This window comes from Clostridium arbusti SL206 (genome assembly GCF_000246895.1).
Taxonomy (GTDB): domain Bacteria; phylum Bacillota; class Clostridia; order Clostridiales; family Clostridiaceae; genus Clostridium_I; species Clostridium_I arbusti.
On sequence record NZ_BAEV01000017.1, the window covers coordinates 11731 to 28528 of the forward strand.

The following is a 16798-nucleotide window of genomic DNA, read 5'->3' on the forward strand; positions in this document are numbered from 1 at the left end:
GTAAATTTTCTTATATTATATGATAACTGAAGAATTATCTATATTATTTTGTATCAATTTACAGAATAATATACAATAAATGTTAACATACTTTAACATTTTCATCCCCAAATCTCTTTCTTAAAAAATCTAACACTTCTATATCTTCATTTATCCATAGATCATTAGAAAGCATAAATTTTTTTCTTTCTTTTCTAGTACATATATAAACTGGTGTGCTACCTCTAAATTCAGATAAAAAAGTTCTTATTTCTTTTATAGTACCAGTAACTTTCTTTTCTTCTTCAATTTGAATATATACTTTAGAATTATTTATTTTTATTAATGGTTTAATATCTTCACATAATATTTTAGGCTGCTCCTCTTCTCTAATACTTACTCTACCTTTTATTATTACCATTCCATCTTCTTTTATAATACCATTAAATTTTTCCAACGTTTTAGGAAATACTATAACTTCAATTGCAGCATACATATCTTCAATTTTTAAAAATGCCATCATAGAATTAGTTTTAGTGATTTTTCTACTAGCTTCTGTTAATATTCCGCCTATTATTACTCTATCTCCATCTTTTACCTTGTAATTTTCTGTAGTTCCTACCTCATCTAGAGATTCATCAATAATTATATCAGATATATTTGTATTTACTGACAAATCTAAAGTTTCTTTGTATTCATCTAATGGATGTCCCGAAATATATAGTCCTGTCATTTCCTTTTCCATAGATAGTATATACTTCTTTTCAAATTCCTTAATATTAGGATACTTTATATCCATATCCTCATAAGAAGTATCTTTGCTTTTCTGCAAATTAGAGAATAAGCTTATTTGTCCCTCAATGTTTTTCTTTCTTTGGCTTCCAATTCCATCCATAACCTTTTCATAAACCGCTAAAAGTCTAGACCTGTATACTTTGAAATAATCAAAAGTTCCTGCCTTTATTAAACTTTCAACAGCTCTCTTGTTTACTTCACCAATATCCACCTTATTACAAAAATCCACTAGATTAGTGAACATTCCCTTTTCATTTCTAGATTTAACTATACTTTCAATTACATTAACTCCTACATTTTTTACTGCTGCTAAACCAAATCTTATCCTTTCACCCTTAACTGTAAACTTAGCAAAACTTTCATTTATGTCCGGAGGCATAAGTTCTATATTTAATTCCTTAGCGAACCTTACATAGTAAGCTACCTTTTCATTATTTCCCATAACACTATTGAGCATAGCAGCTATAAATTCAGTAGGATAATATTTCATAAGATAGGCTGTTTCATAAGCAACTACAGCATAAGCTGCTGCATGAGACTTATTAAAAGCATAACTTGCAAAGTCTATCATTGAATCAAATATTTTATTTGCAGCTTTTTCTGAAATACCATTTCTAATACAACCGGCTACTTCTACATTTCCATCTTCATCTGTAATACCGTATATAAAATTATGTCTCTCTTCTTCCATTACATGATGTTTTTTCTTAGACATGGCACGTCTAACCAAATCACTTCTACCCATGGAATATCCAGCAAGATCTCTAACTATTTGCATAACCTGTTCCTGATAAACCATACAGCCATAAGTAACTTCAAGTATAGGTTTAAGTTCTGGAGTAGCATACTGCTCCTCATTGGGATTATTTTTATTTTTTATATATCTGGGTATTTCATTCATAGGACCTGGTCTGTATAAACTTATACCGGCTATTATATCCTCAAAGCTATCTGGCTTAAGTTCTTTCATAAAGCTAGTCATTCCTGGAGATTCTAGCTGGAAAACTCCAACTGTCTTTCCCTCTCCAAGCATCTTATATACTTTCTTGTCATTAAAATCTATTTTATCTAAATCTATTTTTACACCTTTATTATCTTTTATCATGCTTACAGCATCTCTTAAAACTGTAAGGGTTCTTAGTCCTAAGAAATCCATTTTAAGGAGTCCTAGTTCCTCTAGCGTACCCATTGTAAACTGACTCACTATAGCCTCTTCGTTTCTAAGAAGTGGTACATAGTTTACAAGAGGCTGTGATGCTATAACTACTCCAGCAGCATGGGTTGAAGTATGTCTTGGAAGCCCCTCTAGATCTCTTGAAACATCAATAAGTGTTTTAACTCTCTCATCTTCATCATAAATTTGTTTAAGTTCTTGATTAATCTCTAAGGCCTTATCAATTGTTATATTTAGCATGGATGGTATCATTTTAGCTATTCTATCTACTTCTGCATAGGAATAGTTCATAGCCCTTCCTACGTCTCGTATACAAGCTCTAGCTGCCATAGTTCCAAAGGTAACAATTTGTGATACATTATTTTTACCATATTTTTCAACTACATAATCTATGACTTCTTGACGCCTTTCATAGCAAAAATCAGAATCTATATCTGGCATAGAAACTCTTTCAGGATTTAAGAACCTTTCAAAAATAAGATTGTATTTTATAGGGTCTATCTTAGTAATTCCTAAGGTAAATGCAACTATTGATCCAGCTCCACTTCCTCTTCCAGGTCCTGTCATTATGTCATTTTCTCTTGCAAATCTAATAAAATCCCAAACTATAAGAAAATAATCCACATATCCCATTTCTTTTATTATTCCAAGTTCATAATCTAGCCTTTGAGTTAATTCTTCTGTTATAGGATTATATCTTTTTTCTAGCCCATCATAGCAAAGTTCCTTCATATATTCAAAATGATCTACACCTTCATCTAGTGGGAAATTAGGAAGCTTTGATTTATGAAATTCATAATCAAAATTGCACTGCTCAGCTATTTTGCAAGTATTCTCCAATGCCTCTTTCACATAGGAAAATTGCTTATACATCTCTTCTGGTGATTTTAAATAAAATTGATCCGAAGCATATCTCATTCTATGTTCTTCATCTACAGTTTTTCCCGTTTGAATACAAAGAAGAATATCGTGAGATTTATAATCCTTCTCGTTTATATAATGTACATCGTTTGTAGCTACAAGAGGGATATTAAGTTCTTTTGACATATTTATAAGTTCTTCATTAGCCCTAAGTTGTTCATCAATTCCATGATATTGAAGTTCAAGATAAAATCCGTCCTTAAATGTATCCTTATAAAAAAGTGCTACTTCCCTTGCCCTTTCCTTGTTTCCTTTTAATATTTGAGATTGTACTTCTCCAGCTAAACATGCACTCAGAGCAATTATACCTTCACTGTGATCCTTTAAAAAATCATGATCAACTCTTGGCTTATAGTAAAAGCCCTCAATGGAAGCCGAAGATACTATTTGCATAAGGTTCTTATAGCCAATTTCATTTTTTACTAAAAGCACCAAATGATGAGTTTCATTATCTTTATCCGGATGTTTTATATGCATAGATTTAGCTGCTACATAAACTTCACAACCTATAATAGGTTTTATTCCATTTTCCTTGGCAGCTTTATAAAAATCAACTACTCCATACATAGCACCATGATCAGTTATAGCTAGACTTTTCATCCCCAGTTCTTTAGCCCTTGAAATAAGTTTCTTTATCTTGCCAGAACCATCTAAAAGGCTATACTCTGTATGTACATGGAGATGTACAAAATCCTTATTGGAATTTTTTTTCTCCATTTAAATCCTCCTCTATTCTTCAAAATCTACAGCGGCTGATCCATCTAACATTGGCTTTAAATATTTAATAACTTCATTAATGTGAACTGGATGTACTTGATATTTATCCATGTCTTCCTTTGAATCAAACTTTGTAATTAATGCTATATCATAAGATCTTTGTGAATGAACTACATCTATACCAACGGTAAGTTCTTTTAACATTGGTATTTTTCCTTCCATACCTAAAAGAATCTCCTTAGCTTTATTAAGATTTTCACTATCCCTATCCTTTAATTTAAAAAATACAATATGAGTAAACATAATAAATTCCTCCTTGTGACCTTTTATTTGAAATTATTTATACTAAGGCACATTCAAATAAATAACTAGTCAGTATGCTAGTCTATTTTGAATCCCACCTCGTCAACAGAACCCTAAGATAGCTCACTATCTCAGGAACCTATTTCCTTGTTGACTTCAAAATATACGTCGCATCTTTGTCTTGTTATTTATTTTCATATGCCTAATAAAAGCATTAATAATTTTAACTACTTTTTATTTTTTAAGTATCTTGGCAGACAACATAAGTTTTGAAATTAATTCCTTTTTGCAGTCAAACATATCCACTTGTACTTTAGAAAAATTTCTTCCCATATCTACTACCTCAGTAAAAATATCAATTACACTATCCATTTGAACGGGCTTCATAAAATAAGTCATAATGCTGTCTACAGAAACATTTATATTGTTTTTTTGTCTTAAAGTCATAATTCCCATGGTTGATAAAAGCATGTTTAATGAACTCCAAGAAGCCGTTCCTATAACATCTAGCATTTCGGCTATTATTCTACCATTAAAATGCATTCTTCCCTCATTATTGTATTCATACTTAAAATTCTTAAGTATAATATCTTCAAGGGTTTCTCCTGCTTGAGGCTGTCTTAATGCATATTGTAATGCTTTTATAACATCTTCTCTATCTACTATACCAACTAATTTTTTATCCTCCATTACAAGAGCTAATTCTACACCTCCCCAACCCATAATATGTGCTGTATAGGCCACTGTAGTCTTTGGTGCAACAGTCATTAAATCCTTGTTCATAAATTTACTTATAACTTCATCATTTTCTATATCAATATCTATATCTTTTAAAGTGACTACTCCTACTACTTTCTTGTTATTATCAAGTATTAAATATTTATCTATTTTAGTGGTCCTTAGTTTTTCTCTCCATGTTCCAACTGAATCATTTACATTCATATAGTTTACTTGTGATTCCATTATATCTTCTACTAGGATAATGTCCTTTTTTATAAGGCTTTCAGATATTGCTTTATTAATCATAGTTGCAATAGTAAAACTATCGTAGGAAGAAGATATCACTGGTAGTTCTCTTTCATCCGCCAATTTTTTTATTTTTTCAGTACACCCAAAACTTCCTGATATCAAAACAGCACAATTATTCATCAGAGCAAGACTCTGTATATCTTCCCTATTACCTACGATTATAAGTGATTCTGAACTAATATATTTTTTTGCAGCATCATAGGTCATGGCACCTATCAAAAACTTATCTAGTGTTTTATGAATACCATTTTTTCCACCTAATATTGTACCTTCAACTATATTTACAACTTCTGCATAAGTTAATATCTCAATGCTTTTCTTCTCCACTTTATCAATTTTGATTGTACCAACTCTGGGAACTGTTGTAACAATACCCATAGTATCACATTCCTTAATTGCCCTATAGGCAGTTCCTTCACTAACTAAAAGTCTACTTGCTATACCTCTAACAGATATTTTAGTTCCCGATTTAAGTGAGAGTACATAATTTATAATATCTTGATGTTTTGACATAAATTTTATATTCCCTCTTTCCTGAGCTCACTAGCAATTTTTTCAATTCTTCTTAACCTATGATTAACTCCTGATTTTCCTACAGGTGGATTAACCATCTCACCCAATTCCTTAAGTGACTCATCTGGGTAATTTAGTCTGATCTCAGCAATTTCCCTAAGGTTCTCTGGAAGTCTAGAAAGTCCTATTTCTCTTTGAATAAGTTTTATACTCTCTACTTGCCTTACTGATGCATTAACTGTTTTACTAAGATTTGCGGTTTCACAATTCACAAGTCTATTTACATTATTTCTCATTTCTTTCATAATTCTTACATTTTCAAGCTGTAGAAGACTACTATGAGCACCAATAATATTTAATAGATCTACTATTTGCTCTCCCTCTTTTACATATACTACAAAACTGCTCTTCCTCTGTATAACTTTTGAATTTAATCCAAAGCTGTTAATTATATTACTAAGATCTTTTGAGTATTCTTCATTATGAGTCACAAATTCTAAATGATAAGTTTTTTCAGGATTACTAATACTACCTCCTCCTAAAAAAGCTCCTCTAATATATAATCTTTTACATACATCATCATCCACTATTCGTTTTGGAATAGTATAATCCAAAGATATAATACCATCAGACTCATTTAGTACTCCTACTTCTTTTAGGACATCTCTTACTCCCATTGCCTCGCTTATATGAACAATATATACATTGTTTTTCTTTAAAGAATTACTTCTCTTTACCATAAGTTTTGTATGTATATTAAAATGTTTCTTCAATAATTTAAATATAAGTCTTGCAATGGCTGGATTTTCTGTGATAGTCCTAAAACTTATCTGCTTATTTCCTATTAAAGACAGTGTTCCGCTAGCTTTCATTATAGCTGAAAGCTCTGCTACAGCCTCTTTTTTAGAAAAATCCGTAAATCTACAAATCTCGCTTTTTACCTTAGATGAAAACGACATATTCATTCTACTCCCTATATGATTTACTTTAGGCATCATAGACAATAACTAGTCTGTATGCTAGTCTATTTTCCCAATACCTTGTATAGCTTAAAATAACCTATTATTTTTTCTGATAGGCCTTATTTTCCTTTAATCTTTCAGATAGATAGAAGTATTCAATTATCTTCTTTCTATCATAGAACAATTTCTTATCCATAATTGTCTCAACTAAAATAGCCGCCAATTTATCTGAATCATGTCTTACATATCCATTCTTAATCTTTATAAAATTACCTTTTACAGTTCCTACACCTATTTTCTTTAATTCATCTTCATCCATATTAACCAATTCTGAAGTTTTTTCAAGATATTTATCCTGAAGATTATTATCTATTTTTTCAGTATTCATAACGGTGTAGTCTACTATACCATCTCCAGCATGTCTATATATAGCTTTTACATGATCAGAAACAGAATATCCATCTGTTTCCCCTGGCTGAGTCATTATATTTGAAACATATAACCTTAAAGCCTTTGTCTTTTGAAGTGCAGTAGCTATATCTTTTACCAAAAGATTTGGAATTACACTAGTATAAAGACTTCCAGGTCCTAGTATTATTGCATCTGCTTCTGTTATAGCGTCAATGGCCTCCTTTAACGCCTTTACATCCTTTGGATTTATAAATATCCTTTCAATAGCACTTTCGTATTGTTTAACAGCCTCAGGTATATTTGATTCACCTTCTACTACAACACCATTCTTTAATTCTGCTTTTAAAGTTATATTTTCCAATGTGACTGGCACAACTTTACCGGTTACTGCTAAAACTGAACTCATTTTTCTTACTGCTTCTTCAAAATTACTTGATAGTCCATCCATAGCTGCAAGAAATAAATTACCAAAGCTCTGATTCTTAAGTCTTCCATCTTTGAATCTATACTGTAATAGTTCTTCCATAAGAGGCTCTGTATCTGATAATGCTAAAATGCAGTTTCTTATGTCTCCTGGTGGAAGCATTCCAAGGTCTTCTCTCAAATCCCCTGAACCTCCTCCATCATCTGCCACTGTAACAATGGCAGTTATGTTAGAGGTATAATATTTTAGGCCTCTAAGCATAGTAGAAAGTCCTGTTCCACCACCTATAGCAACTATCTTAGGTCCCTTTACTAATAATCTTTTTTCGTATATAAGATTCCCCAGTTTCCTGGAATCTAAGGATACATTTAAATATCCTTTATTTATAAGTGCAATAATAGACTTCATGCCTTGGGTTACTGACATATAAAGTATAAAAGCTCCGCTTAATATAAGAAAAATAAAAAATGCTAAATATTCTTTACTATAAAACCTACTTTTATTAATAATTTCTGCTAAACCAAAAGTAATAAGCATGATACCTAAAATTCCGAGCATAACCCATCTTTTAACCCTAATACCAGGCCTAATCCAGTCCAGTAGTTTCATAGCTTTTTACCACCTTTATTTACATCTTCGTTAATATCTCTATGATCTACATTAACATTATGGCCAGTATCCTTCAATCTATTATAAATGGAGTTCGCTATAGTAACTGATCTATGTCTTCCACCCGTACATCCAATAGAAACTATAAGTTGCCTTTTTCCCTCCTTTAAATAATGTGGAATTAAATATTCAAGCATATCTGAAAGTTTATCAATGAATACTCTTGTTTCCTCAAATCCAAGCACATACTCACTTACTGGATTATCATTTCCTGAAAAATGTTTTAATTCCGGTATGTAAAATGGATTTGGTAAAAATCTTACATCAAAAACCAAATCTGAATCTACTGGTATTCCATATTTAAATCCAAAAGACAATATGGTCACAATAAGTTGAGTCTCCATTTGTCCTTCCTGTTCATATATTTGAGTTATCTTTTCTCTTAATTCTCTAGTAGTTAGATTAGAAGTATCTATAACATTATTTGCCCTGTTTCTTACTTGTTTTAATTTTAATCTTTCTAGCTCAATCCCCTTTGTAACTCTTCCTTGTGGGGAAAGAGGATGTTTTCTTCTTGATTCCTTATATCGTTTTACAAGTACTTCATCACTAGCATCTAAAAATAATATTTCATATTTATATCCTGCATCTTCAAGTTTACTTAAACTTCTAAATAAGTCATGGAAAAATTCCCCTCCTCTTATATCTATAACTAATGCAATTCTATCAATTTTCCCTTCTGCTTGAAAACAAGCTTCTGCAAACTTTGATATTAGAGTTGGTGGCAAATTGTCTACGCAAAAATATCCTAAATCCTCTAGACTCCTTATCGCATGTGTCTTTCCCGCTCCTGATAATCCTGTGACTATTACAAATCTCATAAACTCCTGATTTATTAATATTAAATTATAAATCAGGATTTTCACCTGCCTTTCTAAATTTTATTTTTAACCTGACTAACTTGGTGTAAGTCTCCCACGCACTCTGTGAAAGCGATTCACACAAAATCAAAAAGAAGATTTTGGTTCTCTGCTTGCACTCTGCGAAAGCGATTCACACAAAATCGAAAAGAAGATTTTGGTTCTCTGCTTTTCTTAAAGTGGGAGTCCAACGCCAAGTAAGCCATGCATTCGCAGTTCTAAAATTCAGATGGGGTAAAAGAATCCCCACCTGAATTAAGAACTTGCTTCAATGAAACTCTTTTAACTATTTAGTATATATCTATATATTCTAGATTATTGTATGTACTTACAATAAATTTATATCTTTATTATATTTGCCTTTTAATTATAACATAAACTCATTAACCATGAAATTCTATGCTCTAATTTTTGAACTTGATTTTATTAAATCAAAAACAAAAGGCTATCCTATAAATATTAAATTTAAGAAAGCCTTTTTAAAATTAATTTTCTTTATTTTCAATTACTTTTATTATATTATACAGTGTTCTATTTACAGGAGTATCTACATTAAATTTCTTTCCAAGCTCGCACACTGTTCCAGAAAATGAATCTACTTCTGTTTTTCTACCACATTCAATATCTTCAAGCATTGAAGTTCTACTATTTGGATTCATGGTATACAATACTTCATACCACTTTTTAAGATCATCCTTATTTAAGTTAACTCCTACTTTTTCAGATAATCTTATAACCTCCATCATAGTTGATTCCATCAGTTCCCTTGCCTGAATTTCTGTCTGGAAAACACCATATTTTCCTCTTAGTACCGCTGAACATTGATTTATTCCTACATTGATCATAAATTTCCACCAAAGAGAATGCATCATATCTTGAGGAATTACATAGGGAATGTGAGCTTTTTCAAAAATATCTTTTACTGCTATTACCTTTTCTGAATAATTAGTATTATCTTTTTCTCCAAAGGTTATATTTCCATAACTAGAAAAATGAATATCATTTTTATCCCTATTAGCATCAATACCAACACACATAGAATATAAAATCTTATCCATTCCAAAGCTTTTCCCTATTATAGCTTCACTAGTAATACCATTTAAAAGAGATAAGATAATAGTGTTTTCTCCTACATGATTTTTCATATCTTCAATAGCCTTAGGTAGTTGAGTTCCCTTTACAGCTATAATTATCAAATCTGCTGGATCACACTTTTCTTCTGGTGATACATACTGGAAACTATACTTTTTACCATTAATAACAAATCCATTTTTTCTATATCTTTTCAGCCTCTCTCCGCCAGCTATAACTTTTACGCCCTTAGGATCTATATCGTATAGTTTACTACCATAAGCACAACCAATGGCACCTAACCCTACAATTGATATGCTCTTTATTTCTTTCATAATGTATACCTCCCATATAATTTTATTTTAAAAATGATATGAATGAATCCTATTAAAAATATAAAGCTAAGCTATAATCCAAAACATCCATGGATACGCTCAGCTCATATTATGTCATCCAATATGACATTTAATTTTTTTCTTCTTTATCTTCCCCAATTATTCTTACCTCTGGATTAAGGTCTACATTAAATTTTTCTTTAACAGTACTTTGTACAATTTTTATTAAATCAAGTATATCCTTCGCCTTTGCATTACCTTTATTTATTATGAATCCTGAGTGTTTAATAGATACCTCAGCATCGCCTACAGATTTTCCCTTTAATCCACTGTCTTGAATAAGCTTTCCAGCAAAGTGTCCTACAGGTCTTTTAAAAGTACTTCCTGCAGAAGCATATTCTAAAGGCTGCTTTTCTCTTCTTCTCTTCATAAGCTCATCTATTCTATTTTTAATTTTTTCATAATCGCCTTTTTTAAGATCAAAAGTAACTTCTAAGACTACATAATTGTTTTTTAATATAGCACTCATTCTGTATTCAAGTTCTAGTTCATCTTTATTAAGTTTTAAAAGATTTCCCTGTTCATCAAGTACTATTGAATTTTTCACTACCATGGACATTTCTCCATCATAAGCTCCAGCATTCATGGCTAGTGCTCCACCAATACTTCCTGGAATTCCACAAGCAAATTCTAGCCCAGTGAGACTAACATCTCTAGCCACTCTACTTGTCTTTGCTATGGTTGCCCCTCCCTGAGCAGTTATCATTGTACCATCTACAGTAATGTTATCTAATTTTGTAAGTTTTATTACTACCCCTCTAATTCCTCCATCTTTAACTAGTAAATTGGATCCATTTCCTATTATATAAAAAGGTACTTTATAATCCTTACATAATTTTATTGTATTAATTATTTCGTTGTAATCAATTGGAGTTACAAGTACATCTACAGGTCCACCTACTCTAAATGAAGTATGTTCTTTCATTTCCACATTAAGTTGTATGTTCTCTTCAGCTATTGCTTCACGTAATTGAATCAAAAAATTATTAAACTGCTTCATATTGAATCTCCTCAAAAAATATTCATATAAAATTTAGTATAAGTCATCTTAAAAAAAATAACAAGTAAAAAATTCCTAGCCTACAGATCAATAATAATAAGTTTATTGTTGATCTTATTACCATTTAAAGAGTAAAAAATTTCTCTCAATCTAAAAATCCTTTTTATCCTTAGGTGATTTAGGCACATTCAAATAAATAACTAGTCAGTATGCTAGTCTATTTTGAAGCCTACTACGTCAACAGAACCCTCAGATAGCTCACTATCTGAAGAACCTATTTCCTTGTAGGCTTCAAAATATACGTCGCATCTTTGACTTACTATTTATTTTCATATGCCTTATTAAAATAATCTAATATACTATTTGCTGCCTTACTATCAATTGAATCTGTATCTATTAATTCATTATAAGGCGCTTTCTTTATGTTTTCTATACTTCCAAACCTTTTTAAAAGTTCTTTTCTTCTCTTCTCTCCTACATTTGGTATATCTTCAAGTATGGAGTGAAGAATTCTTTTGTCTCTAAGACTCCTATGATAACTTATAGCAAATCGATGAACTTCATCTTGAATTCTTGTAATAAAATGCATTACACTAGAACCCCTTTTTAAATACAGTTCTTCATTATTGTATATAAGTCCTCTTGTATTATGCTTATCATCCTTTACCATACCACAAACAGGTATATCTATATTAAATTCTTTTAGAACTTCTAATGCTATATTGATTTGTCCAAGTCCACCATCCATAAGTATAATATCTGGGAAAACACAAAATTTACCTGCGCTTAAAGATAAATTTTTCTCTTCTATAGCCTTAACCTCTTCTAATCCTCTTTTAAATCTTCTAGTAAGAATCTCCCTCATACTATCATAGTCATTAGCACCTTTAACTGTTTTAATCTTAAATCTTCTATAATCACTATTTTTAGCTTTGCCATTTTCAAATACTATCATAGATCCAACAGAATCAACTCCTTGAATATTTGAAATATCATAAGCCTCAATTCTATGAGGTAAGTCCTCAAGATCCAGTATATGGGCTAAATCTTTCAATGTTTCCTTATGCAGCACTTTATCCTGCATTATCTTTAACTTAAATTGATCTAAAGTAGCACTAGCATTTTTCCTTACCATTTCAAGTAAATTCTTTTTGTCGCCCTTTTGAGGAATTCTAAGTTCTACCTTTGACCCTCTTTTCATAGCAAGCCATTGCTCTAAAAGTTCTGATTCCAATACATCTGGTACATATATGGTTTTAGGTACAAAAGCTGTTCCTCCATAGAACTCTTTAATAAATTCAGATATAATTGAAGCTTTGTCTTCTCCAGCAGTATTTTCAAGCATAAAATGCTCTCTGCCCACTATTTTTCCATTTCTTATGAAGAAAATATTTACACAACTATCTTTTTCATCGCTATCTATATTTATAAAATCTTCATTTTCAAAACTTCCTGTCATTATCTTCTGTTTTTCTCTTATCTTTTCTAAAGCAATAATCTTATCTCTAATTGAAGCTGCTTTTTCAAATTCTAAGCTCTTTGAAGCATATTCCATATCATCTTTAAGTTTTTTAATTATTGTGCTATCCTTACCATTAAGAATATTGATAATTTCCAAAACTGTCTTCCCATAATCCTCTTTACTTATAAGTGCTGCACAAGGAGCAGTACAAAGATTTATATGATAATTAAGACAAGGTCTTGTACGCTCACCATTTTCTTTTATGGTTCTTTTGCAAGTCCTTATAGGAAATATTCCCTTTATAAGTTCCATAGTTTCGTATACTGCTGATACATCTACATAGGGTCCAAAATACTTCCCCCCATCTTTTGCAATTATTCTTGTTACAAATATTCTTGGAAAATCTTCATTTACAGTTATTTTTACAAATGGATAATGTTTATCATCTTTAAGTAAAATATTATACCTTGGCTTATACTTTTTTATTAGATTACATTCAAGAATTAAAGCTTCTATTTCGGAATCCGTAACTATATATTCAAATTCAGCTATATTCTTTACCATAGCTTTTACTTTTTCAGAATGATTTTTGGAACTTTGAAAATATTGTCTTACTCTATTTTTTAAAACCTTGGCCTTACCTACATAAATAATTTCTCCTAGCGAATTTTTCATAAGATAAACTCCAGGTCTATCAGGTAAAATCTTTAATTGATAATGAAAATCGAACATTTAACTCCCTCCTATTTTAGCTGCAGAAGCATTGGCAGTCTGTAAACTATATACAAAACCGAAACAACAATTATAGCATCTTCAATAAGCTTTCCATTACTAGAACCTACCCTAAAGGTAAAGGGAAATTTTATATTTTTATTCCTTAAAGGATAAAACAGAGGAACCCCTCTGTTAGTGCACATATCACCTAAGACATGGCTGCTATATCCTATAACAAAATAGTAAACTAGGTTAGGCTCATTGTATCTAGCGCCCATATAATTTACTAAAAATGCAAATATTATCATCCCTATAATACTATGAGTAAATCCAGTTCTATGAGATGAAAATGCAACAATTATTAATACTACTCCCATAACTGTAAGCTCAGGTATATTTGAATAATATATGTTGACTAATATCAATGCTATTCCTAAACTTCCATAGGTAATTATCTTTATAATTTTACTTTTTACTGGCAATATGTATTTATTAAAGATACTTTTCGGATGATCTATGTCTGGCAAAAGTGCCGATATAACAATAACTACTATTGCCACAATACTTAGTTCACCAGGTATCTTGCTGCTCAGCGCAATTCCTACAGCCGCTCCCATTCCTGCATGAGTCTTTCCCGTCATACATTTCTCCTTTGTTTATATAATAAGACCAGCTTTATATTTATTCTATCTTATTAGTATAAATATAAAGCTGGCAAATCCTTAGTCCATAATTACTCTATTTTGAAAGAGAGGTTTTTATAACTCCAGCTGCTATTTTAGCTGCTTGAATTCCACCCTGTCCTCCATCTTCAACAATTACAGCTACTGCAATCTTTGGATCTTCCATAGGTGCAAAACCAATAAACCATGAATGAGGTTTTGCATTCACCGTATCTTGATGATCTGCTGTACCAGTTTTTCCACATACATTTAATCCACTTATATCAGCATTTCCACCAGTACCATCAGTTACAACGCCCCTCATGAACTCCTTCATAGTAGCAGCTATTTGTGGTGTAGTAATAGTTCCTATACTTTCAGGATTATAATTCATTATAGTATTTCCTGTACTTGACACTACAGAATTAACAAGGTGAGGTTTCATCATAACTCCATTATTAGCTATAGTACTTGCTACCAATGCCATTTGCATTGGAGTTGCCAAGTCTTGACTTTGTCCTATGGCACTTTGTGCCATATTGCCCTTTTCATAACTAGAATAAGTAGGAAATTTACTTTTATCTATAACAATACCATCACTAGGTATATCTCTATTGAAATAAAAGTCTTCTGCGGTCTTCTTTAACTTGTCATTTCCAAGTGTTAATCCTAAACCTCCAAATACCACATTGCTAGAATGTACATAAGCCTGCTTAAAGTTTATATTTCCTAACACTTCTCCATCAAAATTACTAAGAGATTGTTTTGAATTAAACACAAGCCTTCCATTATCTTCAAAGGTTTTATTCATAATACCATTAACATTCTCTAAGGCACTTATGGCAGTAACAGTTTTAAAGGTAGAACCTGGGGGATATAATCCAGATACTGCTCTATTTAACAATGGTCTGTTTTTATCGCTATTTATTTCTTTCCAGTTAGCAGTAAGCGCACTATCATTTGGGTCAAAAGAAGGTGCTGATACCATAGCCAATATTTCACCAGTTTTAGGGTTGATAGCTACTACTGCACCTTTTTTCCCACTGCTTACCAATGAATTATAAGCTTGTTTTTGTATATTACTATCAAGAGTAGTTATAAGATCATTACCTATCTTATCTTCTTTTTTTACTGCTCCCTTATTGGCTATAAGCTCCTGTAAATACTGCTTAATACTTAAATCATTATTTCCCATCAAATACTGATCATATTTAGATTCAAGTCCAGTTATCCCATATTTAGGATTGACATATCCTAATACATGGGCAAACATAGTACCTCCAGTGTATTCTCTCTTTTGAGTAAGTGTATTAACTCTTTCACTCTTTGTAAGAGCAATTTTGTTTCTATCATAAATAGTTCCTCTTAAAACTTCGTTTCTCTTAGCCCAGAGTCTCTTATTATCTGTATTATTAACAATTTTAGGAGCTACAGATATTTCAAAATAGGCAACATAAGATATAACAACTACAAATAGTAAAAGAAACACAAATAATACTTTTTTTACTCCAATTGAAATATCGTTCACAACTATCTTCCTCCTTCGGAAATCTTCTGAAGTACTCCTAATGCTATAAAAGTTATAATCATAGAAGTACCTCCAGCACTTACCAGTGGTAACGTAATTCCTGTAAGAGGAATCATATTTGTAACTCCACCCACTATTACTAGTACCTGAGCACCAATCATTGCACTATAGCCTACAGATAAAAGTCTTGAAAATTTATCTTCTGTAAACATTGCAGCTCTAATACATCTATAAAAAAGCAAGAAATATAGAATCATTATGGCAAATCCCATAAGAACTCCCATTTCTTCGCATATAGATGCAAATATAAAGTCTGAATCGTTTATAGGCACAAAACCTGGATATCCAAGTCCAAGCCCTGTTCCAAACAATCCACCCCAAGCTATAGAATACATTGATTGTACTACTTGGTAACTTTGGTTTGTTTTATATGGCCAAGGATTTTGCCATATCATAACTCTAAGTCTTACATGTCCAAATAATTTATAACTTACAAAAGCACCTACTGCAAATAACAGCAAACAAATTATTACATATTTAAACTTAGAGGTGCAAATATATAACATAGTTACTGATATAGAAAAAAATATGAGTGCAGAACCTAGATCCTTTTGTAATACCATAAATCCCAGTGAAACCATAACTATAAATGCTGGCTCAATAAGCTGTTTAAAATTCTTATATTTACTAAAAGCAGAGGCCAGGTAAGCAATTAAAAACAATTTTGCAAATTCAGAAGGTTGAAAGCTAAACCCTTGAAAATGAACCCAGTTTTGTGAACCATTAATATCTCCCGCTCCTACAAAAGTAGGCATAGATATAAAAATCAGTGTCAAAACAAGATATACATATCTGAATTTTATATATTTTTTAAGCTCTGGCAATAAAACCACTATAAGAATAAAACAGACAATCCCTACCACAAAAAAAATGATCTGCTTCACCGCATCTGTAGGTTTCAATCTATATATCATTACCATACCAATATTAGAAAGTATACATGCAAAAATAAGAATGTATTTATCACCATCGGGGAAAAATCTTCTTATTATAAAATTAGAGTATCCCATAAGTACACACATAACTCCTCCAATGATAAGTGCTGACTTATCAAAAGGAGTCTTTATTAGAAATAAATTAATAAAACTTATTATACCAAAAAGATATGTAACTCTAAGCAGTTTCTTTTCTTCTTTTACACTATCCATA

General features: G+C 31.2%; 12 protein-coding genes. All 12 read right to left on the reverse strand.

Annotated elements, in window-relative coordinates:
• Positions 1 to 82 precede the first annotated feature (82 nt).
• The 12 genes from RH99_RS05020 to RH99_RS05075 all read right to left on the reverse strand — a co-directional run bounded on the left by RH99_RS05020 (position 83) and on the right by RH99_RS05075 (position 16797).
• The gene (locus RH99_RS05020) at positions 83 to 3586 is read right to left on the reverse strand and encodes a DNA polymerase III subunit alpha (RefSeq protein WP_010234819.1); all 3504 of its coding nucleotides are present in this window, start codon (positions 3584 to 3586) and stop codon (positions 83 to 85) included.
• 12 nt (positions 3587 to 3598) lie between these two features.
• On the reverse strand, positions 3599 to 3889 hold the full coding sequence (locus RH99_RS05025) for a Dabb family protein (protein ID WP_010234823.1): 291 nt from the start codon (positions 3887 to 3889) through the stop codon (positions 3599 to 3601).
• A 234-nt stretch (positions 3890 to 4123) separates the two neighbouring features.
• The gene (locus RH99_RS05030; RefSeq protein WP_010234826.1) at positions 4124 to 5431 is read right to left on the reverse strand and encodes a DRTGG domain-containing protein; all 1308 of its coding nucleotides are present in this window, start codon (positions 5429 to 5431) and stop codon (positions 4124 to 4126) included.
• Between the two features lie 5 nt (positions 5432 to 5436).
• Positions 5437 to 6390 (reverse strand): DNA-binding protein WhiA, encoded by a 954-nt coding sequence (whiA, locus tag RH99_RS05035; protein ID WP_010234829.1) that lies wholly within the window; start codon positions 6388 to 6390, stop codon positions 5437 to 5439.
• Positions 6391 to 6493: 103 nt separating this feature from the next.
• Entirely contained in the window at positions 6494 to 7837 is a 1344-nt protein-coding gene (mgfK, locus tag RH99_RS05040) for a gluconeogenesis morphogenetic factor MgfK (RefSeq protein ID WP_010234832.1), read from the reverse strand.
• Entirely contained in the window at positions 7834 to 8718 is an 885-nt protein-coding gene (gene rapZ, locus RH99_RS05045; protein WP_010234835.1) for an RNase adapter RapZ, read from the reverse strand. Before rapZ ends, mgfK begins: the two co-directional genes overlap by 4 nt.
• Positions 8719 to 9242: 524 nt before the next feature.
• The gene (locus tag RH99_RS05050; protein ID WP_010234838.1) at positions 9243 to 10163 is read right to left on the reverse strand and encodes a ketopantoate reductase family protein; all 921 of its coding nucleotides are present in this window, start codon (positions 10161 to 10163) and stop codon (positions 9243 to 9245) included.
• Positions 10164 to 10293: 130 nt separating this feature from the next.
• Complete coding sequence (murB, locus tag RH99_RS05055) at positions 10294 to 11223, reverse strand: UDP-N-acetylmuramate dehydrogenase (protein ID WP_010234841.1); 930 nt, start codon at positions 11221 to 11223, stop codon at positions 10294 to 10296.
• 319 nt (positions 11224 to 11542) lie between these two features.
• Positions 11543 to 13417, reverse strand: coding sequence for an excinuclease ABC subunit UvrC (gene uvrC / locus RH99_RS05060; protein WP_010234844.1), 1875 nt, complete (start codon positions 13415 to 13417; stop codon positions 11543 to 11545).
• 11 nt (positions 13418 to 13428) lie between these two features.
• Positions 13429 to 14040, reverse strand: coding sequence for a metal-dependent hydrolase (locus tag RH99_RS05065; RefSeq protein ID WP_010234847.1), 612 nt, complete (start codon positions 14038 to 14040; stop codon positions 13429 to 13431).
• Positions 14041 to 14137: 97 nt separating this feature from the next.
• Positions 14138 to 15589, reverse strand: coding sequence for a peptidoglycan D,D-transpeptidase FtsI family protein (locus RH99_RS05070; protein WP_010234849.1), 1452 nt, complete (start codon positions 15587 to 15589; stop codon positions 14138 to 14140).
• A gap of 2 nt (positions 15590 to 15591) precedes the next feature.
• A complete protein-coding gene (locus RH99_RS05075) occupies positions 15592 to 16797 on the reverse strand; it encodes an FtsW/RodA/SpoVE family cell cycle protein (RefSeq protein WP_010234852.1) in 1206 nt (401 codons plus the stop codon).
• Position 16798: the final 1 nt, after the last annotated feature.

Coding starts and splice junctions, on each gene's coding strand:
- RH99_RS05020 (WP_010234819.1), bottom strand. CDS start 3,586: ATGGAGAAAAAAAATTCCAATAAGGATTTTGTACATCTCCATGTACAT.
- RH99_RS05025 (WP_010234823.1), bottom strand. CDS start 3,889: ATGTTTACTCATATTGTATTTTTTAAATTAAAGGATAGGGATAGTGAA.
- RH99_RS05030 (WP_010234826.1), bottom strand. CDS start 5,431: ATGTCAAAACATCAAGATATTATAAATTATGTACTCTCACTTAAATCG.
- whiA (WP_010234829.1), bottom strand. CDS start 6,390: ATGTCGTTTTCATCTAAGGTAAAAAGCGAGATTTGTAGATTTACGGAT.
- mgfK (WP_010234832.1), bottom strand. CDS start 7,837: ATGAAACTACTGGACTGGATTAGGCCTGGTATTAGGGTTAAAAGATGG.
- rapZ (WP_010234835.1), bottom strand. CDS start 8,718: ATGAGATTTGTAATAGTCACAGGATTATCAGGAGCGGGAAAGACACAT.
- RH99_RS05050 (WP_010234838.1), bottom strand. CDS start 10,163: ATGAAAGAAATAAAGAGCATATCAATTGTAGGGTTAGGTGCCATTGGT.
- murB (WP_010234841.1), bottom strand. CDS start 11,223: ATGAAGCAGTTTAATAATTTTTTGATTCAATTACGTGAAGCAATAGCT.
- uvrC (WP_010234844.1), bottom strand. CDS start 13,417: ATGTTCGATTTTCATTATCAATTAAAGATTTTACCTGATAGACCTGGA.
- RH99_RS05065 (WP_010234847.1), bottom strand. CDS start 14,040: ATGACGGGAAAGACTCATGCAGGAATGGGAGCGGCTGTAGGAATTGCG.
- RH99_RS05075 (WP_010234852.1), bottom strand. CDS start 16,797: ATGGATAGTGTAAAAGAAGAAAAGAAACTGCTTAGAGTTACATATCTT.